We start from the raw sequence: 25,400 nt of genomic DNA, 5'->3' as shown, positions 1-25,400 counted from the left end.
GCGCGGCTGCTCAGATCGCGACCAGCGTGCGCCCGTGCGAACCGCCCGCGAGCATGCCGTCGAACACCTCGGCCAGCTGCTCCATGCGCACCTCGCGGGTGCAGATGCGGTCCAGGTGGCGCGGCTTCCAGTCCGAGGCGAGGCGGCGCCAGACTTCTTCGCGGATGTCGCGCGCGGGACTGGTCGAGGCCACGCCGAGCAGCGAGACGCCGCGCAGGATGAAGGGCATCACGGTAGTCGTCAGTTCGTGGCTTGCGGCAAGCCCGGTGCTGGCGACGTTGCCGTAGGCGACGGTCTGCGCCAGCAGGCTGGCGAGCATGCCGCCGCCGACCGTGTCGAGGCCGCCACCGAAGCGCTCGGACTCCAGCGGACGCGTGGTGGCCAGCGCGTCGCGGCCCAGCACCTTGCTGGCGCCGATCGCCGCGAGGTACTCCGCCTGTCCGGGCTTGCCGCTGACCGCGTGCACCTCGTAACCGGCCGACGAGAAGATGTCGACCGCGAGCGAACCGACGCCGCCGCTGGCCCCGGTGACCGCGATCGGGCCGAGGCCCGGATGCTGGCGGTTTTCGGTCATGCGCAGCAGCGCCAGCGCCGCGGTGAACCCGGCCGTGCCGAGCACCATCGCGTCACGCAGCGACAGCTCCGCCGGCAGCGCGATGGCCGTCGCCGACTGGATGCGCGCGTACTCGCTGTAGCCGCCGTCGCGGGTCTCGCCCAGGCCGCCGCCGGTGACCAGCACCGCGTCGCCTTCCTTGAACGCTGCGTCACTGGACGCCACCACGTGGCCGGCGACGTCGATGCCGCCGACCAGGGGGAACCGCCGCAGGATCTTGCCCTTGCCGGTGCCGGCCAGCGCGTCCTTGAAGTTGACCGAGGAGTACGCCGCGCGGATGACGATCTCGCCGGCGGCGAGGTCGTCGACCCCGACCTGCTCGATGCCGCTGCGATAGCCCGCGTCGTCGTTGTGGATGCGGAAGGCGTTGAAGCGGCCGGGAATGGTCATGGTGTCTCCTCAGCGCAGCTCGCGGCTGCGTTTCTCGTCCAGCCACTTCGACGCCTGCGCCGGCCGGTAGTTGCGCATCCACGCCAGCATGGCGTCGATGTCGCCGCCGGTCCACAGGTCCTCGCGCTGGCCGGGGTGCAGGAACCGCTCGGCCACCATCGTGTCCATCATCGCGATCAGCGGCTGGTAGTAGCCTTCGACGTCGAGGATCGCGCACGGCTTGTCGCTGATGCCGAGCTGCCGCCAGGTGAGCATCTCGACGATCTCCTCCAGCGTGCCGAAACCGCCGGGCAGGGCGACGAAGGCGTCGGCAAGGTCGAACATCCGCGACTTGCGCTCGTGCATCGATGCCACGACTTCCAGCTCGGTAAGCCCGAGGTGCGCCACTTCCATGTCGACCAGCTGCTTCGGGATCACGCCCACCACCTCGCCGCCCGCGGCGAGCACCGCGTCGGCCACCGCGCCCATCAGGCCGATGTTGCCGCCGCCATAGACCAGGCGGATGCCGTCCTGCGCCATGCGCGTCCCCAGGGCGATCGCATGCCGGAGGTAGGCGGGGTGCGCGCCGGTATTGGAGCCGCAGTACACGCAAAGGCTTTTCATCTGTGTTGATTCCGTATGGGCCGGAAAGGACGACGCCGGGCAATGCCCGGCGCGTGTTCCAGCTGTGTGCGGCGCGGTGGCATCGGCCACCTGCCGCTGTTCTCAGTTCGCCTTGTGGATGGCGCGCTTGTCGACCGCCATCGCGGCGTCGTGGATCGCTTCCGAGAGACTCGGATGCGCGTGGCAGATGCGCGCCAGGTCGTCGGCCGAGCCCTTGAACTCCATGGTCAGCACGCCCTCGTGCACCAGCTCCGACACGTTCGCGCCGACCAGGTGCATGCCGAGCACGCGGTCGGTCTCGGCGTGCGCCAGCACCTTCACGAAGCCGGCCGGCTCGACCATCGCCACGGCGCGGCCGTTGGCGGCGAACGGGAAGCTGCCGGACTTGTACGGAATGCCTTCTTCCTTGAGCTGCTGCTCGGTCTTGCCGACCCAGGCGAGCTCCGGCTCGGTGTAGATGACCCAGGGAATGGTGTCGAAGTTGACGTGGCCGGGCAGGCCGGCGATAAGCTCCGCCACCGCGATGCCCTCCTCGAAGCCCTTGTGCGCCAGCATCGGCCCGCGTACGCAGTCGCCGACCGCCCAGACGCCGTCGACGCCGGTATGGCAATGCTCGTCGACCTCGATCTGCCCACGCTCGGTGAGCTTCACGCCGGAACCCTCGGCCAGCAGCCCCTTCGACGCGGCACGGCGGCCCACGGCCACCAGCAGCTTGTCGACGGTGATGGTCTGCTCGCCGTTCTTGTCGGCGTAGGTGACCTGGACTTCCCTGGTCTTGCCCTTGGTGGTCACTTCGGCCTTCGACACCTTGGCGCCGAGCTTGATGTCCAGGCCCTGCTTCTTGAACTCGCGCGCCGCGAGCTTCGACACTTCGGCATCGGCCGCGGCCAGGAAGTCGGGAAGGGCTTCCAGGATCACGACCTCGGCACCGAGGCGCTTCCATACGCTGCCGAGCTCCAGGCCGATCACGCCCGCGCCGATCACCGCCAGGCGCTTGGGCAACTCCGTGAAGTCCAGGCCGCCGACGTTGTCGACGATCGTGTCGCCGTCGAACTTCGCGAACGGCAGCTCGATGGAATCGGAGCCTGCGGCGATGATGACGTTGGTGCCGGTGAGCTCGACCTCGCTGCCGTCGTGCTGCTTCACCAACACCCGCCGATCGGCATGCAGGGTGGCGAAGCCGTAGAACGGCGCGACCTTGTTGGCCTTGAACAGCTGCGCGATGCCGCCGGTGAACTGCTTCACGATGGCGTCCTTGCGGCCGACCATGGTGCCGACGTCGATCTTCGGGTCGGTCGCGGTGATGCCGTGCTGGCTGAAGATGTGCTGCAGGTTGTGGAACTGGCGCGATGAATCCAGCAGCGCCTTCGACGGGATGCAGCCCACGCGCAGGCAGGTGCCGCCGAGCGCGGGCTTGCCGTCCTTGCCCAGCCCGGCGTCGATGCAGGCGACCTTCATGCCGAGCTGCGCGGCGCGGATCGCGGCGTGGTAGCCGGCGGGGCCCGCACCGATGACAACAACATCAAACTGTTCAGCCATGTCCGTTCCTTTTCGTTACATGCCCAACAGCATGCGATGCGGGTTTTCCAGCTGGTCCTTGATGTCGACCAGGAACAGCACCGCGTCCTTGCCGTCGATGATGCGGTGGTCGTAGCTGAGTGCGATGTACATCATCGGCGCGGCGACCACGGCGCCGTTCTCGACGATCGGACGCTCCTTGATGGTGTGCATGCCCAGGATCGCCGACTGCGGCGGGTTGACGATCGGCGTCGACATCAGCGAGCCGAAGGTGCCGCCGTTGGTGATCGTGAACGTGCCGCCCTGCAGGTCTTCCAGCGACAGCTTGCCGTCGCGCGCCTTCTTCGCGTAGTCGCCGATCTGCAGCTCGATGTCGGCGAAGCCCATGCGCTCGACGTTGCGCAGCACCGGCGTCACCAGCCCCTTTTCGGTGGACACCGCGATCGAGATGTCGGAATAGCCGTGGTAGATGATGTCGTCGCCGTCGACCGACGCGTTGACCACCGGGTACTTCTGCAGCGCGTTGGCCGCGGCCTTGGCGAAGAAGCTCATGAAGCCGAGCTTCACGCCGTACTGCTTCTGGAACGCCTCGCCCAGCTCCTTGCGCATCGCCATCACCTTGCCCAGGTTGACCTCGTTGAACGAGGTCAGCATGGCGGTGGAATTCTTGGACTGCATCAGGCGCTCGGCGATGCGCTTGCGGATGCGCGTCATCGGCACGCGTTCCTCGGGGCGCGCACCACCGGAGACGCCGGCGCTCTTGCCGGAGGCGTAGTTGACCAGGTCTTCCTTGGTCACCGCGCCACGGCGGCCGGTGCCTTCGACCTGCGACGGATCGATGCCGTCCTTGACCGCGGTGAAGCGCGCGCCCGGGGGCAGGGCGTCGGTGCCACCGACGGGCGCGGGACGCGTGGAGGCGGGCGCCTTGGCTTCGAGCTTGGCGGCTTCGGCCTTGGGCATCACTTCCTGCGCGCCGGCGGCGGGCTCGCCCTTGGCGGCACCGGCAGCCGGGGCGGCGTCGGCCTTCGCGGCGGCGGCGCCTTCCTCGATGATCGCGATCACCTGCTGGCTGTTGACCGTGGCGCCCTCTTCGAACTTGAGCTCCTTGATCACGCCCTCGACGGGGGAGGGCACTTCGAGGACGACCTTGTCGGTCTCCAGGTCGACGATGTTCTCGTCGCGCGCGACGGCGTCGCCCACCTTCTTGTGCCAGGTGGCGATGGTCGCGTCGGAAACGGATTCGGGGAGTACCGGTACCTTGATTTCGGTGGCCATGGTCTGGGTGCGTCCTGGTCTTGGCTTTTGGCGTGTAGGGGTCAGTCGGCTGCGAAAACGCTGCCGGCAGGTTCGATGAGGGCGTCGGCGACCAGCTTCTGCTGCTCGACCACGTGGTCGGCGAAGTGCCCGGCAGCCGGCGACGGCGAACGCGGGCGTCCGGCGTAGTGCAGCTCCTGGCCGGACGCCAGGCAGGCCTGCAGGTGGTGGCGGATCTGGTACCACGCGCCCTGGTTCTGCGGCTCTTCCTGGCACCAGACCACGGTGGCGGCCTTGCCGTACTTTTCCAGCTCGGCGCCGAGCGCGACGCGCGGGAAGGGATAGAGCTGCTCGACGCGGACAATGGCCACATCGTCCTGGCCGCGCTTGGCCTGGTCCTCGATGAGGTCGTAGTAGACCTTGCCCGAGCACAGAACCACGCGCCTGGTCTTCGCCGGCTTGGCGTTGGCATCGCCGATGAGGGGCTGGAACTCGCCACCGGCCATCTCGTCAAGTGTCGACACCGCGAGCTTGTGGCGCAGCAGCGACTTCGGCGACATCACCACCAGCGGCTTGCGCGTGGTCATGAGCATCTGCCGGCGCAGCATGTGGAATGCCTGCGCAGGCGTGGACGGCACGCAGACCAGCATGTTGTCGAGCGCGCATAGCTGCAGGAAGCGCTCCAGGCGCGCCGAGCTGTGCTCGGGGCCCTGGCCTTCGTAGCCGTGCGGCAGGAGCAGGGTCAGGCCGGTGATGCGGCCCCACTTGGCTTCGCCGGAGGCGATGAACTGGTCGATCACCACCTGCGCGCCGTTGGCGAAGTCGCCGAACTGGCCCTCCCAGATGCACAGGGTGTTGGGGTCGGTGGTGGAGAAACCGTACTCGTAGGCCATCACCGCTTCCTCGCTGAGCAGCGAGTCGATGATCCTGGCGCGTTCCGGCGACGTGGCCAGCTTGGCCAGCGGCAGGTAGTACGCGTCGGTCTTCTGGTCGTGGAGGATCGCGTGGCGGTGGGTGAACGTGCCACGGCCGACGTCCTGGCCCACCAGGCGCAGCCCGTAGCCCTCGTCGAGGATGGTGGCGTAGGCGAGGTTCTCGGCGAAGCCCCAGTCCGCGGGCACCTCGCCGGCGGCCATCCTGCGGCGCTCCTCGTAGACCTTGGCGACGCGCGAATGCAGCTCCACATCGTCCGGGATCGTGGTGATGGACGTAGCCAGCGCGCGCAGGCGCGCGCCGTCGATCGCGGTGCTGATCTCGTCCGACAGCGCGCCGGCCAGGTACTTGCCCCAGTCGACGAACATCGCGCTGCCCGGCGGGGTCTTCTCGACCGGTGCCAGTTCGGTGGTCACTTCGCCGGCATCGAGCCGGTCGCGGAAACTGTCGACCAGCGCCTTGCCGCCATCGGCGGGCAGCACGCCCTCGGCCTCGAGGCGCGCGGCATACAGCTCGCGGGTGGTCTTGTGCTTGCGGATCACCTGGTACATCACCGGCTGGGTGATGGCGGGCTCGTCGGCCTCGTTGTGGCCCCAGCGGCGGTAGCAGACCAGGTCGATGACCACGTCCTTGCTGAACTGCTGGCGGAAGTCGTAGGCCAGGCGCGCGGCGAACGCGACCGCTTCGGGATCGTCGGCGTTCACGTGCAGCACCGGCGCGCCGATCATCTTGGCGACGTCGGTGCAGTACAGCGTGGAGCGCGCGTCCTCGCGGTGGCTGGTGGTGAAGCCGACCTGGTTGTTGATGACGATGTGCAGCGTGCCGCCGACCGCGAATCCGCGCGCCTGCGACATCTGGAACAGCTCCATCACCACGCCCTGGCCGGCAAACGCCGCGTCGCCGTGGATGAGGATCGGCATCACCTGCTTGCGGGCGGTGTCGCCGCGGCGCTCCTGGCGCGAACGCACGGAGCCCGCGACCACCGGGTCGACGATCTCGAGATGCGAGGGGTTGAAGGCCAGCGCGAGGTGCACCGGGCCGCCCGGCGTGACCACGTCGGCCGAGAAGCCCATGTGGTACTTCACGTCGCCGGCGTGGGCGCGGTCGTGGTGCTCGAACTTGCCCTCGAACTCGTCGAACAGCTTGCGCGGGCTCTTGCCGAGGGTATTGACCAGTACATTGAGGCGGCCGCGGTGGGCCATGCCGATCACCACGTCCTTGACGCCGTCCGAACCCGCGTTCTGGATCACGGTGTCGAGCAGCGGGATGAGCGAGTCGCCACCTTCCAGCGAGAAGCGCTTCTGGCCGACGTACTTGGTGTGCAGGTAGCGTTCCAGGCCTTCGGCCGCGGTCAGGCGCTCGAGGATCCGGCGCTGCTCGTCGGCGGCGTGGTTGAAGCGGCCGCTGGCGGTCTCCATGCGCTCGTACATCCAGCGCCGCTGGTCGGCTTCGGGGATGTGCATGAACTCGGCGCCGATCGGGCCGGTATAGGTTGCGCGCAGCATGCCAAGCAGGTCGCGCAGGCGCATCCGCGCCGCGCCGCCGAAGGTGCTGGTGGCATTGACGCCCGGCCCGGTGGCGAACTCGGTGTCGAGGTCGGCATCGGACAGGCCATGGAACGGCAGCTCGAGATCCGGTGCCTCCGGCTTGGTGGCCATCGCCAGCGGGTCGGTCTCGGCGCGCAGGTGGCCACGCGAGCGGTACGCGGTGATCAGCTTGAGCACCGAGCCCTGCTTGCGCTGCGCCTCCATGTCGACCGGGCTGGCGGCGCTGTACGTGCCGGCGGCGGCGTCGCGGCCGGCGCGGGCGACCGCGTCGATCACCACCGAGTGGGGAATGTCACCGGCCTCGCGCCCCTTGAAGGCGTCGAACCAGGCCTTCCATGTGTCGCCGACGACGTCGGGGTCCACGAGATACTGCTCGTACAGGTCCTCGATATAGGCGGCATTGGCGCCAAGCTGGGAGGACTGCGCAAACTGCTTCAGTAGACTGTCCACGTCTGGTCTTGTCGGGCTCGTTTCGGGGGATTGGCCGCGCCTGGCACGCACCATGTGGGGCGGCAGTGGCGCAGTGCGGATGCAGAACGGCAATTATAGCCGCAGCGGCTGCCGCGGCGCATCACGCCTGCTTCAGAGCCCAAGTGCGCGCAGTTCGCTGCAGGGGCGCGAGCGTTCCCAGACCGGGTCGAAGCCTTCGGCCAGCTGGCGGGCGCGCCCCGCGCCTTCGCGTTGCGCCTCGCCGTCGAACCGGTGGCCCAGGCCGCGGTGGTAATAGCCGCCGGCATCGTTGACGACGAACGCGTCGGCACGGGCACGGTCAACGGGGTCGTCGACCTCGCGGAAGGCGAATACGCTCGGCAGGCGCTGGGCCAGCGCCACCAGCGGCGAATGGGCGCGCTGCGCGGCCCCGGCGTCGAACAGCAGCACCTGGATGTCGACGCCGCTGGTGCCGGTGGCGAGGCTGCGCAGGGCGGCCAGCACGCGCGGGTCGTCGTACAGCCCGGGATCGAGCGCGCGGCTGAAGATGCGCAGGCGCCGGCGTGCCGAGGCCACCAGCACCGTGGTGATTGCCACGGCGCCCTCGCGGTCGCTGATCGACTGCGCGCGATCGAATGCCAGGCGCATGGTCTGGTGGGTGATGCCGGCTTCGTGGAAACGCGGGCCTTCGGCGGTGAAACCGTTGCGCTGGTAGAAGGGCACCGCATCGACCTGGGCATGCAGGAACACGTCACCGCGCCCGGCACTCCGCGCCTGCCGCAGCAGCGCCTGCAGCATGGCGTTGCCCACGCCGCGGTCGCGCCACCCGGGGAGCACGGCCATGCGCCCGATCCGGCCATCCGGGTCCAGCCGGCCCGCGCCGATGGTGTGCCCGTCCTGGTCGCGCGCCTGCACGTGCCAGCAGCGGGTGTCCTGGCCGTCGTCCTCGAGGCTGGCGTCGATGCCCATCTCGTCGACGAACACGGCGTTGCGCACCGCCGAGAGCGCGCGGCCGGCGTCATCCCAGCCGACGATGTCGACGCGGAACACCGATGTCGGGTTCACGGCGCGTCCCCGTCGCCATCCATGTCCAGGCGGTAGTGGCCTTCCGCCACCAGCGCCATGACGCAGTCGCGACCTGGTGCGGACAAGGCGTCCCAGGTAGCGGCGTCGAGCACTGCGGCCGCGCACAGGCGCTGCGCATCGCGCACGGGCAGGGCGTGGCAGTGGCCGGCGACATACAGGCGCGCGCCACGCGCGGCGCGGCGCCACGCCACGCGTGTCCACGGGTGGCGGACCAGCGTGGCCCCATGCTGCAGGTCCCATTCGATCTCGATCCGCGAGCGCGGCGGCTGTACCGCAAGCCCGGGGCCCGCGGCGCTGCGATAGGTGGTGATGAAGCGCCCGAACCAGTCGCCAAGCGCATCGCCATCGGCCATGCGGATCGCGTTCAGCGCCTCGACCACCCGACCCATCGCAGTCGCATCGATCTCGTTGGCATCGCGCGGCGGTGCCAGGTCGGGATCGGTGTAGCGCAGCGACTCGTCGGCTTCGGCGGCCAAGGTGTCGATGTAGTCGCCCATCAGTTCGGCGGTGGCCGGCGCGCGCATGCCGAGCGAGAACGTCAGGCAGGGATCCTCGGCGACGCCGTTGTGCGGCACGTTGGGCGGCAAATAGAGCATGTCGCCCGGCGCCAGCACCCAGTCGTGGGTCGGCACGAACTCGCGCAGCAGCTTCAGTTCGACATCGTCGCGGAATGCCAGGCTGGGCACGCCCCGGCCCAGCGCGTCGCCGGCGTCGATCTGCCAGCGTCGGTGGCCCTGCGCCTGCAGCAGGAACACGTCGTACTGGTCGACGTGCGCGCCGACCGACCCGCCGGTGGCGGCGAAGCTCACCATCACGTCGTCGATGCGCCAGCGCGGCAGGAAATCGAAGGCATCGACCAGCGCGGCGATGTCCGGATCCCACTTGTCCATGTCCTGCACAAGCAGGGTCCAGTCGCGCTCGCCGAGGCCGGCGAACACCTCTTCCGGGAAGGGCCCGCTGCTGACCTGCCAGCCGTCGCTCGCGCGGTCGTGCTGGATCAGGCGCGCCAGCACGCCGTCCTCGCAGGCCAGCCCGGCCAGGTCGTCGGGTTCGACCGGCGAGGTGTAGCCCGGGAAGGCGCCGCGCACCAGCAGCGGGCGCTTCTGCCAGTAGTCGCGCAGGAACGCGCGCGGCGTCATGCCCAGCAGGCGTCCGGGCTTGCCCTGGACTTCGAAGGGGAGGGGCTTGGCGCGGGATGCAGCCATCTGTGCAGGTTCCGTGGAGAGGGGCGGGCGCGCGCTAGATCGCGCGCGCCTGGTCGGCGGCGAGGCCGGTGTAGCTGCCCGGTGTCATCTCGAGCAGGCGCTGGCGGTCGCCTTCGGGCAGGTCGAGGGTGGCGACGAACGCGCGCATCGACACGGCATTCATGCCCTGGCCGCGGGTCAGCGCCTTGAGTTGTTCGTAGGGGCTGGGCAGGCCGTGACGGCGCATCACCGTCTGCACGGCTTCGGCCAGGACTTCCCAGGCGCCGTCGAGGTCGGCTTCCAGGCGTTCGGGATTCGCGCTGAGCTTGCCCAGGCCGCGGCCGAGGGCGTCGAAACCGACCAGCGCGTGGCCGAACGCGGTGCCCAATGCGCGCAGCACCGTGGAATCGGTGAGGTCGCGCTGCCAGCGGCTGACCGGCAGCTTGGCGGCGAAGTGCTCGAGCAGCGCCACCGCGATGCCGAAGTTGCCCTCGGCATTCTCGAAATCGATCGGATTGACCTTGTGCGGCATGGTCGAACTGCCGACTTCGCCGGCCTTGACCGCCTGCCTGAAGTAGCCGAGCGAGATGTAGCCCCACGTGTCGCGGCACAGGTCGATGCAGATGGTGGCGATGCGCTTCTGCGCGTCGGCGATCTCGGCGATGCAGTCGTGCGGCTCGATCTGGGTGGTATACGGATTGAAGTCGAGCCCCAGCGATTCGACGAAGCGGCGCGAGAACGCCGGCCAGTCGACGCCCGGGTAGGCCGCCACGTGCGCGTTGTAGTTGCCGACCGCGCCGTTGGCCTTGCCGGTCAGCGACACCGCCGCCAGCTGCGCCGCCTGGCGCTCGAGGCGCGCGACGACGTTCGCCAGCTCCTTGCCCACCGTGGTCGGCGACGCGGTCTGGCCGTGCGTGCGCGACAGCATCGGCAGCCCGGCGTGGGCGTGGGCCATGTCGCGCAGGGCGGCAACCACGGCGGCAAGCGCCGGCAGCAGCACCTCGCTGCGTGCCTGGCGCAGCATCAGCGCGTAGGACAGGTTGTTGATGTCCTCGCTGGTGCAGGCGAAATGCACGAACTCGAGCGCAGGGCCCAGCGTGGCGTCGTCGCCGAGACGCTCCTTGATGAAGTACTCGACCGCCTTGACGTCGTGGTTGGTGGTGCGCTCGATGTCCTTGACGCGGGCGGCGTCGGCGACCGAGAACCCTTCGACCAGTGCGCGCAGGCGGGCGGTCGCGGCGGCGTCGAACGCGGGCAGCTCGATGATGCCGGGCTCGGCGGCGAGCGCCAGCAGCCACTCCACCTCGACCCGCACGCGGGCGTGGATCAGCCCGTACTCGGAGAAGATCGGGCGCAGCGCGTCGACCTTTCCGGCGTAACGGCCATCGAGCGGGGACAGGGCGAGCAGGGGGTCGAGGGCAGGCATGGCGGCAGCAGGCAGGCGTGGCCGCACATTCTACCCGCCGCGCCTGCGGACGGCCCCGCGAGGCGCCGGCGCGCGGCCCGTGCCCGACGCGGGCCTCGCGATGCGCGGCGTATGCTCGCGGCATCCCCACCGCAACGGGCCGACACGATGGCGCGACAGAAATTCCGCACCGAACACGACAGCATGGGCGAGCTGCAGGTGCCCGCCGACGCGCTGTGGGGCGCACAGACGCAGCGCGCGGTCGACAACTTCCCGATCAGCGGCAGGCCGATGCCGCGCGGCTTCATCCGCGCGCTCGGCCTGGTGAAGGGCGCCGCGGCCGAGGTCAATGCCGGCTTCGGCCTGCTGCCGAAGGGCGTGGCCCGCGGCATCGCACGCGCCGCGAAGGAGGTCGCGGCCGGCACCCACGACGCCCATTTTCCGGTCGACATCTACCAGACCGGCTCCGGGACCTCGTCCAACATGAACGCCAACGAGGTGATCGCCACGCTGGCCGGCCGCGCCCTGACGCGCGTCGTGCATCCCAACGACCACGTGAACCTCGGCCAGAGCTCCAACGACGTCATCCCCACCGCGCTCCGGGTGAGCGCGCAGCTGGCGGTGGTCGAGGACCTGCTGCCGGCGGTCGCCCACCTGCGCCGCACCATCGACCGTCGCGGCCGCGCGCTCGGCAAGGTCGCCAAGACCGGCCGCACGCATCTGATGGATGCCATGCCGCTGACCTTCGCCCAGGAGTTCGGCGCCTGGTCGTCGCAGCTGGCCTCGGCCGAGGCGCGGCTTGGCGACGCGCTCAAGCGCCTGCGCCGGCTGCCGATCGGCGGCACCGCGATCGGCACCGGCATCAACGCCGACCCGCGTTTCGGCCGCGAGATGGCCAAGGCCCTGTCGCAGGCCACGAAGACGAAGTTCGAGTCCGCCGCCGACAAGTTCGAGGGCATTGCCTGCCAGGACGACGCGGTGGAGCTGTCCGGCCAGCTCAACGCGCTGGCGGTGGCGCTGATGAAGATCGCCAACGACCTGCGCTGGATGAACGCCGGGCCGCTGGCCGGGCTTGGCGAGATCGAGTTGCCGGCCCTGCAGCCAGGCAGCTCGATCATGCCCGGCAAGGTCAATCCGGTGCTCCCCGAAGCGACGGTCATGGTCTGCGCGCAGGTGATGGGCCACCACGTGGCGATCACGATCGCCGGCCAGACCGGCAACTTCCAGTTGAACGTCACCCTGCCGCTGGTGGCGAGCAACCTGCTGGAGTCGATCGGCCTGCTGGCCAACGTGTCGCTGCTGCTGGCGGACGGCAGCATCGCCGGGCTCAAGGTCCGTCGCGACGTGGTCGATGCCGCGCTGGGCCGCAATCCGATCCTGGTGACCGCGCTCAACCCGGTGATCGGCTACGAAAAGGCTGCGGCGATCGCAAAGCAGGCCTACCGCGAGGGCAGGCCGGTGCTGGAGGTGGCGATGGAAGCAACCGGGATGCCCGAAGCGCGCCTGCGCGCGCTGCTTGATCCGCTGGCCCTCACCCGTGGCGGGATCCACGGCGCCGACTGACGCCACGGCAGCGCCGCAACGCCAAAGGCCGCGCGTGACAGGACACGCGCGGCCTCGATCTGCACGCGATGGCGTCAGCCGTCGTCGCGCCAGCGGCGCAGGCGGGTGGCGGCGTAGAGCATCGCGATGCCGGCCGCGGCGCCGATCCACATCGATGGCGACTGCAGGTTGGAATACACCTGGGGCACGCCGAGCAGCAGCGACATGCCGCCGGGACCGTCCAGGGCCGCGCCGTCCAGCCGGGCGATGTCCATCGGCGTGATCGGCACCACGCCCAGCAGCATGCGCGCCACCACGTGTCCCCAGAACCAGCTGGCGTCGGCGTTGAACAGGCGCATCACGCCGAACATGCTGACGAAGGTGCCCGCCAGTACCGGGACCATCAGCGCCCACAGGAACGGCTTGCTGCGCGACCACACCGAGCACAGCATCAGCCAGCCGATGGTCGGCAGCGCCCAGACCGCATACACCGGGATCGCCGCCAGCAACTGGACCGCCATCAGCGCGGGACTGCCCGGGCCCCAGATCAGCTCCCAGGCGTTGCCGCCGTGGAACATCACCACCGCGCTCAGCAGGGTGAGGAATACAAGCATGGTGGCGATCGCGGCCAGGGTGGCCAGCAGCGGCGCCACCAGCGCCACGCTGACGACCTTGGACAGCACCGTTTCGCCATCCGAGACCGGCAGCGACTTCCAGAACAGCACGCTGCGGTCCTTGCGCTCGTCGTACAGCGCGCCCAGGCAATAGAAGAACATCACGAACGCCAGCACGATGAACGGCCAGCTCGACGACAGCAGCATGGTCACGTCGATGCCGTTGGCCAGTTCCAGCTTGTCCTGCGCGCTCATCTGCGAGGTCAGCGCGCCAAGGTCGAGGCCGTTGATCGACATCGAAGACCCGTCGTCGAGCATGATCTGGGCATCGGACGAGACCCTGCCCGCGGCGACGTGGGCGATGACAATGAACACCAGCGTCAGCAACACCGAGATGGCACCGGCGATGAACGGCGCCCACAGGAACCCGCCCTTGTGCTCCCAGAACTCGCGGCGCAGCAGCAGGGCGAAGCGGTGCGTGCGGTGGGCCGGGGTGCGCACCACGGGGGTGTCGGCGTGGGCGTTCATGCGTAGGTTCCTTTCATGGTGGCCACGAACAGGTCGGCGAGGCCGGGGGTACGGGTTTCGCCGAAGGCGGCGAGCGAGGCGCGCGCGACGCCGTCGAACAGCATCACGGTCTTTCCGAAGGGAAGGGCGCGCTCTTCGATGGGTGCAAGTGCGCGGGCCGCATCAAGCTGTCCGGTATCCACGAGCACTTCGGTGAACCGCTCGGCGAGCGTATCCATCGGCGCGTCGACGACGATCTTCCCGTCGCGGATGAACAGCACGTCGGTGAGGATGTGCTCGATTTCCTCCACCTGGTGGGTGGTGACGATGATGGTCTTCTCCTCGTCGAAGTAGTCCTCCAGCAGTCGCTGGTAGAACTCCTTGCGGTAGAGGATGTCGAGGCCGAGCGTGGGTTCGTCGAGCACCAGCAGGCGCGCGTCGATCGCCATCACCAGCGCCAGGTGCAGCTGCACGATCATGCCCTTGGACATTTCGCGCACGCGCATCTTCGGGTCGAGCTTGGTGTTGGCCAGGAAGCGTTCGCAGCGGGCGCGGTCGAAACGCGGGTGCACGCCCTCGACGAAGGCGATCGCCTCGCGGACGCGCATCCAGCGCGGCAGCACGGCGACGTCGGCGATGAAGCAGACGTCGTTCATGAGCGCGTCGCGCTCGCGGCGCGGGTCACGCCCGAGCACCTCGAGGTCGCCGTCGAAGCCGACCAGCCCCAGGATCGCCTTCAGCGCGGTGGTCTTGCCGGCGCCGTTGGGGCCGATCAGGCCGACGATGCGGCCCGGGGCGATGCTGAAGCTGGTGCCGTCGAGCGCCGGCTTGCCGCGGTAGGACTTGCGCAGGCCGCGGGCCTGGATGACGGGTGTGTCGACGGCATTCATGCCTTGTCTCCCTGGGGCAGCAGGTCTTTGGCGGCCAGGCCGAGGCGCTGGATCCGTTCCAGGACCAGCGGCCACTCTTCGGTGAGGAACCGTTCGCGTTCGTTCTTCAGCAGCTTCTTCGACGCTTCTTCAGTGACGTACATGCCAAGTCCCCTGCGTTTTTCGACGAGCGCTTCGTCGGCGAGCTCCTGGTAGGCGCGCGAGACGGTGATCGGGTTGAGCTGGTATTCGGCGGCCACCTGGCGCACCGAGGGCAGCGCGTCGCCGGGCTTGAGCAGGCCGTCGAGCATCATGGCGATGACCTTTTCCTTCAGCTGGCGGTAGATGGGAGCGCCGTCGCTCCATTGGATGGCGGTCATGGTTCAGCTCCTGCCGCGGCGCGTGTCCCGCGCGAACGAGAAATAGGGCAGCGCGAACTTGCGATGACCGGAGGTGCGCCGGCCCGGCGCTTCGTGGCGCAGCACCCGGGGCAGGGCCTGCCCGGCGCCGGCTTCGGCGCCCTCGCCCCGGTCGGCGGCCGACGCCAGCGTGGCCGGCGCGGGGCCGGCGGAGTCGATGGTTTGCGGATTGCCGGCCAACAGCCCGACGACCAGCAGCAGGCCGGAGGTGGACAGGGCGATCAGGGTGTCGCGGAGCTTGCGGTTCATGGCGAACGTCCTGCTCTGGATAGTCGGTGTTGTATGTAACTATAACACCAGATCACGTCGCGTCAAGCACCGCCGCGATCGCGCCGACCCAACTGAAGGCAGGGGTGCCGGCGGGGCATGGGGGAGATTGCCCGGGCGGGCCCAGCCCGCGACAATGGGGGCTTCGTGTCGCGCGATGCGCGCCCAAGCCCCAGGAGTTTCCCCGGATGAATTCCATGCTGCGCGGCCTGGCTGCGCTGTCCATTGCTGCGGCCCTGTCCCACGCCCCCGCACACGCCCAGGAGAAGACCGTGCCGTCCACCGAGCGCGAGAAGAACAGCTATCTGATCGGCATGGATGTCGGCCGCTCGATCGAGCAGGTCGGCCCCGACCTCGACCGCGCCGCGTTCCGCCGCGCCATCGACAATGCCTTCGCCGGCGGCAAGCCGCTGGTGACCGAAGCCGAGGCCGCCGAGATCGGCCCGGCGCTGATGCAGCGCGTCGCGGTGCGCAGCGGGCAGCCGCTGCAGGGCGTGGCCCCGGGCACCGAACCGCCGAAGGTGGCGAAGGACAAGGTCGGCCTGCTGGTCGGCGCCGACGTCGGCCGTTCCCTGGCGCCGATCAAGGACGAGGTCGACATGGCCATGTTCGAGCAGGGCCTGGCGGTGACCCTGGACCGCGGCACGCCGGTCATCCCGGACGCCGAGCAGGCCGTGCTGCGCGAAGCCTTCGGCAAGCGCATGCAGGAGCGCATGCGCCTGGAGACCGAGGCCGCCGCGCAGAAGGGCGCCGCCGAGGGCGTGGCGTTCCTGGCCACCAACAAGGCCGCCAAGGGCGTGGTGAGTACCGCATCCGGGCTGCAGTACATGGTGCTGCGCCAAGGCGCCGGCCAGCGGCCGATGGCCGACTCGCGCGTGCGCGTGCATTACCAGGGCACGCTGCTCGACGGCACCGTGTTCGACAGCTCCTACGAGCGCAACGATCCGGCCACCTTCGGCCTGAACCAGGTCATCGCCGGCTGGACCGAGGGCCTGCAGCTGATGCCGGTGGGCGCCAAATACCGCTTCTGGATCCCGGCCGAGCTCGCCTACGGCCGCAACGGCTCGCCCGGCTCGATCCCGCCGAACTCCGCGCTGGTGTTCGACGTCGAGCTGCTGCAGGTACTCTGAGCGCCGGTTTGCCGCACGCCTTCCCGCATCCCACGTATTCCCCGAGGAAACACCGAATGAACCATGTCGTACGCGTCGCCGCGACCAGCCTGCTGGCCGCTTCGCTCCTGGTCGCACTGGGCGCCTGCAAGAAGATCGACAAGGATGCCGCCACTGCCGACGGCACCACCGCCGCCACCGCCGCCACCGATGCCGCGCCCGCGCTGGACATCAAGGGGCTGAAGACCGAGAAGCAGCAGGCCGGCTATGCGATCGGCCTGCAGGTCGGTTCGTCGCTGGAGGAGATCAAGGACGAGATCGATTTCGATTCCATGGTCAAGGCGATGCGCAGCAAGGTCGACGGCACCGACCCGCTGATGACCGAGGAACAGGCGCGCACGGTGTTCGAGGCCTTTGGCCAGCGCATGCAGGCCAAGATGGCGGCCGAAGCCGGCAAGAAGGCCACCGCCAACCTCGCCGAGGGCGCGGCGTTCCTGGAAGGCAATGCCAAGGTCGAGGGCGTGCAGGTCACGGCGTCCGGCCTGCAGTACCAGGTGCTGCAGCCGGGCACCGGCGCCAAGCCCGGTCCGGATGATCGCGTGAGCGTGCACTACAAGGGCGCGCTGCTCGACGGCACCACGTTCGACAGCTCCTACGATCGCGGCGAGCCGGCGACGTTCCAACTCTCACAGGTCGTCCCCGGCTGGAACGAAGGCCTGCAGCTGATGCCGGTGGGCAGCAAGTACAAGCTGTGGATCCCGGCGTCGCTGGGTTACGGCGAAGCCGGCACGCCGGGTGGCCCGATCGCGCCGAACAGCACGCTTGTGTTCGAGGTCGAGCTGCTCGAGATCCTCGGCGCCCCGGCGGAGTAATCAGGCATGCGCGTCAGCATCTTCGGCACGGGCTACGTGGGTCTCGTCACGGGTGCCTGCCTTGCCGAGGTGGGCCACGATGTGATCTGCGTCGATGTCGACGCCGGCAAGGTCGAGCGCCTGGAGCGGGGCATCATCCCGATCTACGAGCCCGGACTCGAGCCGCTGGTGCGCTCCAACCACGCGTCGGGCCGGCTGCGCTTCACCACCGAGGCGGGGCCCGCGGTCGAGCACGGCGAGGTGGTGCTGATCGCGGTCGGCACGCCGCCGGACGAGGACGGCAGCGCCGACCTGCAATACGTGCTGGCCGTGGCGCGCACGATCGGCCAGTACCTCACGCGTCCGGCCGTGGTGGTCGGCAAGTCGACGGTGCCGGTGGGCACCGCCGACCGCGTGCGTGAAAGCATCGCCGCGGCGCTGGCAGCGCGCGGGGTGGAGGTCGCGTTCGACGTGGTCTCCAATCCCGAGTTCCTGAAGGAAGGCGCGGCCGTTGACGACTGCATGCGTCCCGACCGCATCGTCCTCGGCGTCGACAACCCGGCCGCCGCCGGGACGCTCAAGCGCCTGTATGCCCCGTTCAACCGCAACCGCGACCGCTTCGTGGTCATGGACGTGCGATCCGCCGAACTGACCAAGTACGCCGCCAACGCGATGCTGGCGACCAAGATCAGCTTCATGAACGAGATCGCCAACATCGCCGAGCGGGTCGGCGCCGACGTGGAGATGGTGCGCAAGGGCATCGGCTCGGATCCGCGCATCGGCTGGCACTTCATCTATCCGGGCGCCGGTTACGGCGGTTCGTGCTTCCCCAAGGACGTGCAGGCCCTGGCGCGCACCGCACAGCAGCATGGCCATGCGCCGCTGCTGCTCGAGGCCGTGGAGGCGGTCAACGAGCGCCAGAAGGGCCACCTGCACGAACTCGTGCTGCGCCACTACGGTGCCGGCGGCATCGCCGGCAAGACGTTCGCGGTGTGGGGGCTGGCGTTCAAGCCCGACACAGACGACATGCGCGAAGCTTCGAGCCGGCGCCTGCTGGCGCAGCTCTGGGAATCGGGTGCGCGCGTGCGCGCCTATGACCCCGAGGCCAGCGACGAGGCGCGGCGCATCTTCGGCGAGCGCGACGACCTGGTGCTGTGCGGATCGGCCGGTGATGCGCTCGACGGTGCCGATGCGCTGATCGTGGTCACCGAGTGGAAGCAGTTCCGCGGCGCCGACTTCGACACCCTGCACGCGCAGCTCGCCGATCGCGTGCTGTTCGACGGCCGCAACCTGTACCAGCCGGAAGCCGTCGAGGACGCCGGCATCGCCTACTACGGCATCGGTCGCGGCCGTTCGCTGCGCGCGGGCTGAGCCGTGCCGCACGATCTTGAGGCACGCGTGGTTGAGCTGGAGACGCGCCTGGCGTTCCAGGAGCACGCCTTGAACGAACTCAACGATGCGCTCGCCGCCGCGCGCATCGAACTGTCACGTACCAGCGAAACGCTGCGCGGGGCGCTGGAGGAACTGCGGGCTTCGCGCCCCGGCTCCGGCGGCGACCCCGGCCTCGAGCCGCCTCCACCGCATTACTGAGCCAGCATGACCGACTCCCTGCGAGACCAGCTGCTTGGCCTGGGCTTCAAGCCGGCGCCGGAACCCGACCGTCCGAAGCCCGCCGCCGCGCGCAACGTGCGCCCCGGCGCGGGTGGGCCGCCGCGTGGCGGCAAGCCCGCCGCCGGCGGCCGTACGGGTGATGCCGGCCGCGGCGCGCAGCGTGGCCAGCCCGGCGCGCGGAACGACGCCCGGCCGGGCCAGCAGACCCGACCGGGTCGCCCGCCGGGTGCCCGGACCGGCCAGGACGATGCCGCGAAACCACGCGGCAACCGCTCCCAGGGCGACATCGACCTGGCGAAGGCGTATGCCATCCGCGCGCAGCGCGAGAAGGACGAGCGCATCGAGGCCGAGCGCCAGAAGCAGGAAGCCGCGCGCCTGCGCCGCGAGGCGCTGGTCAAGCTCGCCGCCATGCTCGAGGGCAAGGCACTGAATGCCGCCGACGCCGACCATGTCCGGCACTTCGACTACGGCGGCAAGATCAAGCGCGTGCACGTCACCGCGGAGCAGCTGCGGGCGCTGAATGCCGGCGAGCTCGGCGTGCTGCAGCTCAACGGCCGCTATGTGCTGGTGGATATCGCGGTCATGGCGGAAGCGGAAGCGATCTATCCGGCCGCCGTCGCGCTCAAGGTCGATCCGGCGGCGCCCGCGGGCGACGATCCCTATGCCGACCCGCGCTTCCAGGTGCCCGACGACCTGGTCTGGTAACCGGCGCGCCGCGCAGCGCCGCCCACGCGCTCAGCGCCTCGCATCGCTGCGCGGCACCAGCCACCACCAGGCGATGAGCGTGCCCGCCAGCGCGAACCCGCCGGCCGCGAGGAACGCGACGCGGCCATCGCCGAAACGCCACAGCTGGCCGGCGATGAGCGCGCCGAGCACGCCGCCCAGCCCCGACGAGAAGCCGTAGAACAGTCCCTGCGCGTGGCCATTGAGCTTGCCGGGGAAGTAGCGCGCCAACAGCTGCATCGACGCGGCGAAGAACGCCGCGAAGCTCAGCGCATGCGTGGCCTGCGCGACCAGCATGACCGCCATGTCGCCCGGCCAGAGCGCGGTGGCCCACCAGCGCAGCACGGCGCTGGCCATCGACAGCAGCAGCAGCCAGCTCGCGTCCCAGCGCCGGAAGAACCCGGCGATGGAGAAGAACACCGCGACCTCGAACACCACGCCGACCGTCCACAGCAGCCCCAGCGTCGAGGTCGCGTAGCCGTGCGCGTCCATGTAGACCGAGAAGAACGTGTAGTAGGGGCCGAACGACAGCTGTTCCAGGAAGGCCGCCGCGAAGAACGCCAGCACCGGTGGCTGGCGCACGATCGGCCAGAAGCCGCTCGCGGCCTCGCTGCGCACTTCGACCAGGTGCGGCTGGCGGTTGGCGAAGGCGCTGGCGGCCATCAGCGCGAACAGCGGAAGCATCAGCCACGGCAGCTTCCCGGCCCCGTGGCGCTCGATCAGCCAGCCGAAGCTCGCCGTCACCAGGATGAAGCCGATGGAGCCCCAGACCCGGATGGTGCCGTAGCGATGGCTGTCATCGCCAAGGTGTCCGAGGGTGATCGCCTCGAACTGCGGCATGACCGCGTTGTAGAAGAAGCAGAACGCCACCATCACCACGAACATCGCCCAGGCGGGCTGCGCCGGCAGGAAACAGGCGAATGCCAGCACCGTCAGCACGCTGCCCGCGCGCAGCCAGCGGATGGGGCGCGGCGAGGCGGCCGCGAGCGTGGCCCAGGTGCTCGGCGCCACCACGCGGGTGGCGTACCACAGGCTCATCATCACGCTGATCGCGGTGATGCCCATGCCGCGCGACTGCAGGTACAGGCTCCAGTACGGCGTGAAGGCGCCTAGCGCGGCGTAATAGAAGAAGTAGAAGCTCGACAGTCTCGCGATCGGCAATGCGTTCAAGCGCGCGGCTTCACTCGGGGTCGTAGTCGAGGTTCGACGCCAGCCAGCGTTCCGCCTGCGCCAGCGGCACGCCCTTGCGCCGCGCGTAGTCCGCCACCTGCTCCTTGGACAGACGGCCGACCACGAAATACTGGCTGCCGGGATGGCTGAAGTAGTAGCCGGACACCGCCGCGGTGGGCAGCATGGCGAAGCCGTCGGTCAGCTCCATGCCGGCATTGGCCTCGGCATCGAGCACCCGGAACAGCGCCACCTTCTCGCTGTGGTCGGGGCAGGCCGGATAGCCCGGCGCGGGACGGATGCCGCGGTAGCGTTCGGAGATCAGCGCGTCGTTGTCGAGCGCCTCGTCCGCGGCGTAGCCCCAGTATTCGGTGCGCACGCGGCGGTGCAGGTGCTCGGCCAGTGCTTCGGCCAGGCGGTCGGCCAGCGACTTCAGCAGGATACTGCGGTAGTCGTCGTGTGCGGCGGCGAAGCGCTCCAGGTGCGGCTCGATGCCGATGCCGGCGGTGACCGCGAACATGCCCATCCAGTCCTGCACGCCGCCGTGCTTTGGCGCAATGAAGTCGGCGAGGCAGAAGTCCGGGCGCTCCACCGGCTTGTCGACCTGCTGGCGGACGAAATGCAGCAGCGTGGTCTCGCCGGGCGCGACCTGCAGCTCGACGTCGTCGCCGACGCTGTTGGCCGGCCACAGGCCGAACACCGCCTTCGCCGTCAGCCACTTCTCGCGGATGATCGTGTCCAGCATCTCGCGCGCATCGCGGTACAGCTCGCTGGCGGCCTCGCCCACGACCTCGTCGGTGAGGATGGCAGGGTAGCGGCCGGCCAGCTCCCACGCCTGGAAGAACGGCGTCCAGTCGATGATCTCGACCAGGTCGGCGAGCGGATAGTCGTCGAACACGGTCAGGCCGGGCTTGGCGGGCACGGGCGGCTCGTAGCCGTCCCAGCCGCCGTCGAAGCGCTGCGCGCGCGCCTTGTCGAGCGACACGAGGCGCTTGGCGTCGCCCCGGTTGCGGTGGCGTTCTCGGATCTCGGCGTAGTCGGCCTCGTTGGCGGCGACGAAGGCCTGGCGCAGCTCGCCGGAGATCAGCGACTGGGCCACGCCCACGGCGCGCGAGGCGTCCTTCACCCAGATCGTCGGCGACTTGTAGAACGGATCGATCTTCAGCGCGGTGTGTGCGCGCGACGTGGTGGCGCCGCCGATCATCAGCGGGATGGTCATGCCCTGGCGCTGCATCTCGCGCGCCACGTGGCCCATCTCTTCCAGCGACGGCGTGATCAGGCCGGACACGCCGATCAGGTCGGCGTTCTCCGCGATCGCGGTATCGAGGATCTTCTGTGCCGGCACCATCACGCCGAGGTCGATGACCTCGAAGTTGTTGCAGGCCAGCACCACGCCGACGATGTTCTTGCCGATGTCGTGCACGTCGCCCTTGACCGTGGCCATGACGATCTTGCCGTTGTTCTTGCCGGTGTCGCCGGTGCGCAGCTTCTCGGCCTCGATGAACGGCAGCAGGTAGGCCACCGCCTTCTTCATCACCCGCGCCGACTTGACCACCTGCGGCAGGAACATCTTGCCGGCACCGAACAGGTCGCCGACCACGTTCATGCCGTCCATCAGCGGGCCTTCGATGACGTCCAGCGGGCGCGTGGACAGCTGGCGCGCCTCCTCGGTGTCGGTCTCGACGTACTGGTCGATGCCGTGCACCAGCGCGTGGCTGAGGCGCGCGCGCACGTCCTTGTCGCGCCACGCCAGGTCCTGCGCCTTGCTCTGGCCCTTGCTGCCCTTGTAGCGCTCGGCCAGCGCCAGCAGGCGCTCGGTCGAATCCGGGCGGCGGTTGAGGATCACGTCCTCGACGTGTTCGCGCAGTTCCGGATCGAGGTCGTCGTAGATCGGCAGGGCGCCGGCGTTGACGATGCCCATGTCCATGCCGGCGGCGATCGCGTGGTACAGGAACGCGCTGTGGATGGCCTGGCGCACGGTTTCGTTGCCGCGGAACGAGAACGACACGTTGGACACGCCACCCGACACGTGGCAGTGCGGCAGCGTCGCCCTGATGATGCGCGTCGCCTCGATGAAGTCCACCGCGTAGTTGTCGTGCTCCTCGAGGCCCGTGGCGATGGCGAAGATGTTGGGGTCGAAGATGATGTCTTCGGGCGGAAACCCGACCTCGTCCACCAGGATCCGGTAGGCGCGCGTGCAGATCGCGACCTTGCGCGCGCAGGTGTCGGCCTGGCCGTCCTCGTCGAAGGCCATGACGACGGCGGCCGCGCCGTAGCGCAGCACCTTGCGGGCCTGCGCGACGAACGCCTCCTCGCCCTCCTTGAGCGAAATCGAGTTCACCACGCCCTTGCCCTGCAGGCACTTCAGGCCGGCCTCGATCACCTCCCATTTGGAAGAGTCGACCATCACCGGGATGCGCGCGATGTCGGGCTCGGACGCGATCAGGGTCAGGAACCGCGTCATCGCCTTGGCCGAGTCGATCAGCCCCTCGTCCATGTTCACATCGAGGATCTGCGCCCCGCTGGCGACCTGCTGGCGGGCGACTTCGACCGCTTCCTCGAAGCGGTCGTCCTTGATGAGCTTCTTGAACTGCGCGCTGCCGGTGACGTTGGTGCGCTCGCCGACGTTGACGAACAGCAGCTCGGGCGTGATCACCAGCGGCTCAAGGCCCGACAGTCGCGTGTAGCGGGGGGTGTTCATGCAGCGGCCTCCAGCCCTGCCGGCAGCCGGCGCGGGGGTATGTCGCGCACGGCGTCGGCGATCGCGCGGATGTGGTCGGGCGTGGTGCCGCAGCAGCCGCCGACCAGGTTCAGCAGGCCGGCGCCGGCGAACTCGGCCAGCATCGCCGCGGTTTCCTCGGGCGTTTCGTCGTACTCGGCAAACGCATTCGGCAGGCCGGCGTTGGGGTGCGCGCTGACCAGGCAGTCGGCGACCGTGGCCAGGGTTTCGATGTGTGGGCGCAGGTCCTTCGCGCCGAGCGCGCAGTTGAGCCCGATCGACAGCGGCCGCGCATGCGCGACCGAGATGTGGAAGGCCTCGGCGGTCTGCCCGGACAGCGTGCGCCCGGAGGCGTCGGTGATGGTGCCGGAGATCATCACCGGCAGGCGTCTGCCGCGGGCATCGAAGGCTTCCTCGATCGCGTACAGCGCGGCCTTGGCATTGAGCGTGTCGAAGATGGTCTCGACCATCAGCGTGTCGGCGCCGCCGTCGATCAGGCCGTCGATCGCGTCGCGATAGGTTTCGCGCAGGCCGTCGAAGCTGGTATTGCGGAATCCGGGATCGTTGACGTCGGGGCTGATGGACGCGGTGCGACTGGTCGGGCCCAGCACGCCGATCACGAAACGGGGCTTGCCGGGCGTGGCGGCTTCGGCCGCGTCGCAGCAGGCGCGTGCCAGTCGCGCGCCCTCGCGGTTGAGTTCGTGCACGAGGTGCTGCAGGTGGTAGTCGGCCTGGCTGACGGCGGTGGCGTTGAAGGTGTTGGTCTCGACAAGATCCGCCCCGGCATCCAGGTATGCCTGGTGCACGCCCGCGACAATGTCGGGGCGGGTCAGCGTCAGCAGGTCGTTGTTGCCCTTCAGGTCGTGGCTGCTGCCGTCGCCCGGATGCAGGCGGTCGAAGCCGTCGGCGAAGCGCTCGCCGCGGTAGTCGGCTTCCTCCAGCCGGTGGCGCTGGATCATGGTGCCCATCGCGCCGTCGATGACCAGGATGCGCTCGGCGAGGGCGGCTTCGAGCAGGGCGACGCGCGCCGGGTGGAGCCAGGGGAGGGTGTTCATGGCTTGCCTGCGATGAGCGAGATGACTTCGAAGTGGGGCGGGCGCTTTTCGCGGGTGACCGTCTCGCACGACTGCAGCGACAGGCCGGCCTTGTCGACGAAGCGCTTCAGTTCCTTGTCGGTGAACCCCAGGTTCACGTGGCCGAAGGCATCGACCGCACCGCGGTGTTCGTGTCGCGCAAGGCTGGTCAACAGCAGTCGCCCGCCCGGGCGCAGCACCCGCGCGGATTCGGCCACCGCCGCCGCGGGCTTGCTGGCGTAGGTCAGGGCATGCATCAGCACCACCAGGTCGAAGCTTGCGTCGTCGAACGGGAGCGCGTGCATGTCCGCCTCGCTGACCTCCACGTTGCGGTAGCGGCGCAGGCGTTCGCGCGCGGCGGCGACCACGCGCGGGCTCGCGTCGATGCACACGTAGCGCTTGGCGTGCGGCGCCAGCAGTTCGGCCAGCACGCCATCGCCGGAGGCGATGTCGAGCACGTCGCCGGTTTCGAGCAGGGGCAGCGCCGAGCGCGCCATCGCCTCCCAGGTCCGGCCGGGCGAGTAATGGCGCTCCATGTCGCCGGCCACCGAATCCGCCCAGTTCTGGTCGGCGGCGCGCATCGCCAGCACCCCGGCCACGCGTTCGGCATCCTGGCGCAGCAGCGGGTCGTCACTCCCGTCGCGCAGCGTGCCCCAGAGCGCGCGTTGCGCGGGGTCCAGACGCTCCTCGTCGAAGCGATAGTAGGCGGACACACCGGCGCGCCGGTCGCGCACCAGTCCGGCTTCCTTGAGGCGGGCGAGGTGGGTGGACACGCGTGGCTGCGCCAGCTGGGTGATCGCGGACAGCTCGGCCACGGTCATCTCGTCGCCATCCAGCAGGGCCAGCAGCCGCACGCGGGTGGGATCGGCGAGCACTTTCAGGTGGCTCGACCAGGCTTCAAGATCCACGGTATCTCCCCATCGCGATATAGCGATGCATTGTCTGCGGCGTCGCGCACAGGGTCAAG

Annotated in this window: 22 protein-coding genes; 6 read left to right on the top strand and 16 right to left on the bottom strand. The window is 69.4% G+C overall.

Annotation, left to right across the window (positions count from 1 at the left end):
* Nucleotides 1-10 precede the first annotated feature (10 nt).
* The 8 genes from IDM46_RS07290 to purB form a co-directional block, all read right to left on the bottom strand.
* Nucleotides 11-1,003, bottom strand: a complete 993-nt coding sequence (locus IDM46_RS07290) for a YhdH/YhfP family quinone oxidoreductase (RefSeq protein ID WP_185115332.1) — start codon at nt 1,001-1,003, stop codon at nt 11-13.
* Nucleotides 1,004-1,012: 9 nt separating this feature from the next.
* Nucleotides 1,013-1,606 (bottom strand): TIGR00730 family Rossman fold protein, encoded by a 594-nt coding sequence (locus IDM46_RS07285; RefSeq protein ID WP_185115331.1) that lies wholly within the window; start codon nt 1,604-1,606, stop codon nt 1,013-1,015.
* 102 nt (nt 1,607-1,708) lie between these two features.
* Nucleotides 1,709-3,145, bottom strand: a complete 1,437-nt coding sequence (gene lpdA, locus IDM46_RS07280; RefSeq protein WP_185115330.1) for a dihydrolipoyl dehydrogenase — start codon at nt 3,143-3,145, stop codon at nt 1,709-1,711.
* Between the two features lie 15 nt (nt 3,146-3,160).
* Complete coding sequence (gene sucB, locus IDM46_RS07275; protein WP_185115329.1) at nt 3,161-4,399, bottom strand: dihydrolipoyllysine-residue succinyltransferase; 1,239 nt, start codon at nt 4,397-4,399, stop codon at nt 3,161-3,163.
* A 41-nt stretch (nt 4,400-4,440) separates the two neighbouring features.
* The gene (locus IDM46_RS07270; RefSeq protein ID WP_185115328.1) at nt 4,441-7,308 is read right to left on the bottom strand and encodes a 2-oxoglutarate dehydrogenase E1 component; all 2,868 of its coding nucleotides are present in this window, start codon (nt 7,306-7,308) and stop codon (nt 4,441-4,443) included.
* A 132-nt stretch (nt 7,309-7,440) separates the two neighbouring features.
* Complete coding sequence (locus IDM46_RS07265) at nt 7,441-8,352, bottom strand: GNAT family N-acetyltransferase (protein ID WP_223877927.1); 912 nt, start codon at nt 8,350-8,352, stop codon at nt 7,441-7,443.
* Nucleotides 8,349-9,578 carry a cupin domain-containing protein gene (locus IDM46_RS07260; protein WP_185115327.1) on the bottom strand — a complete coding sequence of 410 codons (1,230 nt, stop codon included), beginning with the start codon at nt 9,576-9,578 and terminating at the stop codon, nt 8,349-8,351. Before IDM46_RS07260 ends, IDM46_RS07265 begins: the two co-directional genes overlap by 4 nt.
* Nucleotides 9,579-9,612: 34 nt before the next feature.
* A complete protein-coding gene (purB, locus tag IDM46_RS07255; protein WP_185115326.1) occupies nt 9,613-10,983 on the bottom strand; it encodes an adenylosuccinate lyase in 1,371 nt (456 codons plus the stop codon).
* A gap of 147 nt (nt 10,984-11,130) precedes the next feature.
* On the opposite strand from purB, the gene IDM46_RS07250 reads away from it, so the two are divergent.
* Entirely contained in the window at nt 11,131-12,525 is a 1,395-nt protein-coding gene (locus IDM46_RS07250; RefSeq protein WP_185115325.1) for a class II fumarate hydratase, read from the top strand.
* Between the two features lie 74 nt (nt 12,526-12,599).
* Here IDM46_RS07250 and IDM46_RS07245 read toward each other — a convergent pair whose 3' ends face one another.
* Genes IDM46_RS07245 through IDM46_RS07230 form a run of 4 tightly spaced genes read right to left on the bottom strand, consistent with a single transcriptional unit; the run spans nt 12,600 to nt 15,162 of the window.
* On the bottom strand, nt 12,600-13,646 hold the full coding sequence (locus tag IDM46_RS07245) for a hypothetical protein (RefSeq protein WP_223877926.1): 1,047 nt from the start codon (nt 13,644-13,646) through the stop codon (nt 12,600-12,602).
* Nucleotides 13,643-14,515 (bottom strand): ABC transporter ATP-binding protein, encoded by an 873-nt coding sequence (locus IDM46_RS07240; RefSeq protein ID WP_182821001.1) that lies wholly within the window; start codon nt 14,513-14,515, stop codon nt 13,643-13,645. Before IDM46_RS07240 ends, IDM46_RS07245 begins: the two co-directional genes overlap by 4 nt.
* Nucleotides 14,512-14,874: a GntR family transcriptional regulator gene (locus IDM46_RS07235; RefSeq protein ID WP_182821003.1), complete on the bottom strand. Its 363-nt coding sequence runs from the start codon at nt 14,872-14,874 to the stop codon at nt 14,512-14,514. The genes IDM46_RS07240 and IDM46_RS07235 overlap by 4 nt, the downstream gene beginning before the upstream one ends.
* Before the next feature lie 3 nt (nt 14,875-14,877).
* Entirely contained in the window at nt 14,878-15,162 is a 285-nt protein-coding gene (locus tag IDM46_RS07230) for a hypothetical protein (RefSeq protein ID WP_182821005.1), read from the bottom strand.
* Nucleotides 15,163-15,368: 206 nt separating this feature from the next.
* Between IDM46_RS07230 and IDM46_RS07225 the strand changes: the two genes are divergently transcribed.
* Genes IDM46_RS07225 through IDM46_RS07205 form a run of 5 tightly spaced genes read left to right on the top strand, consistent with a single transcriptional unit; the run spans nt 15,369 to nt 19,456 of the window.
* A complete protein-coding gene (locus IDM46_RS07225) occupies nt 15,369-16,310 on the top strand; it encodes an FKBP-type peptidyl-prolyl cis-trans isomerase (RefSeq protein ID WP_182821007.1) in 942 nt (313 codons plus the stop codon).
* A gap of 56 nt (nt 16,311-16,366) precedes the next feature.
* On the top strand, nt 16,367-17,161 hold the full coding sequence (locus IDM46_RS07220) for an FKBP-type peptidyl-prolyl cis-trans isomerase (RefSeq protein WP_185115324.1): 795 nt from the start codon (nt 16,367-16,369) through the stop codon (nt 17,159-17,161).
* Nucleotides 17,162-17,167: 6 nt separating this feature from the next.
* Nucleotides 17,168-18,511: a UDP-glucose/GDP-mannose dehydrogenase family protein gene (locus tag IDM46_RS07215; protein WP_185115323.1), complete on the top strand. Its 1,344-nt coding sequence runs from the start codon at nt 17,168-17,170 to the stop codon at nt 18,509-18,511.
* 3 nt (nt 18,512-18,514) lie between these two features.
* Nucleotides 18,515-18,730 (top strand): SlyX family protein, encoded by a 216-nt coding sequence (locus tag IDM46_RS07210; RefSeq protein WP_185115322.1) that lies wholly within the window; start codon nt 18,515-18,517, stop codon nt 18,728-18,730.
* Nucleotides 18,731-18,736: 6 nt separating this feature from the next.
* A complete protein-coding gene (locus IDM46_RS07205; RefSeq protein ID WP_185115321.1) occupies nt 18,737-19,456 on the top strand; it encodes a DUF2058 family protein in 720 nt (239 codons plus the stop codon).
* A 30-nt stretch (nt 19,457-19,486) separates the two neighbouring features.
* Here the strand turns inward: IDM46_RS07205 and IDM46_RS07200 are convergent, their stop codons facing one another.
* The 4 genes from IDM46_RS07200 to IDM46_RS07185 are packed head-to-tail and all read right to left on the bottom strand — an operon-like array spanning nt 19,487 to nt 25,341.
* Nucleotides 19,487-20,644 carry an MFS transporter gene (locus IDM46_RS07200; RefSeq protein ID WP_185115320.1) on the bottom strand — a complete coding sequence of 386 codons (1,158 nt, stop codon included), beginning with the start codon at nt 20,642-20,644 and terminating at the stop codon, nt 19,487-19,489.
* A gap of 10 nt (nt 20,645-20,654) precedes the next feature.
* A complete protein-coding gene (metH, locus tag IDM46_RS07195) occupies nt 20,655-23,342 on the bottom strand; it encodes a methionine synthase (protein WP_185115319.1) in 2,688 nt (895 codons plus the stop codon).
* A complete protein-coding gene (locus IDM46_RS07190; RefSeq protein ID WP_185115318.1) occupies nt 23,339-24,415 on the bottom strand; it encodes a homocysteine S-methyltransferase family protein in 1,077 nt (358 codons plus the stop codon). Before IDM46_RS07190 ends, metH begins: the two co-directional genes overlap by 4 nt.
* The gene (locus IDM46_RS07185; protein ID WP_182821025.1) at nt 24,412-25,341 is read right to left on the bottom strand and encodes a metalloregulator ArsR/SmtB family transcription factor; all 930 of its coding nucleotides are present in this window, start codon (nt 25,339-25,341) and stop codon (nt 24,412-24,414) included. The genes IDM46_RS07190 and IDM46_RS07185 overlap by 4 nt, the downstream gene beginning before the upstream one ends.
* Nucleotides 25,342-25,400 lie beyond the last annotated feature (59 nt).

This window comes from Luteimonas sp. MC1825 (assembly GCF_014764385.1).
Taxonomy (GTDB): Bacteria; Pseudomonadota; Gammaproteobacteria; order Xanthomonadales; family Xanthomonadaceae; genus Luteimonas.
Note: the sequence above shows the minus strand (reverse complement) of the source record. Positions and strands in the feature narration are given on the sequence as shown.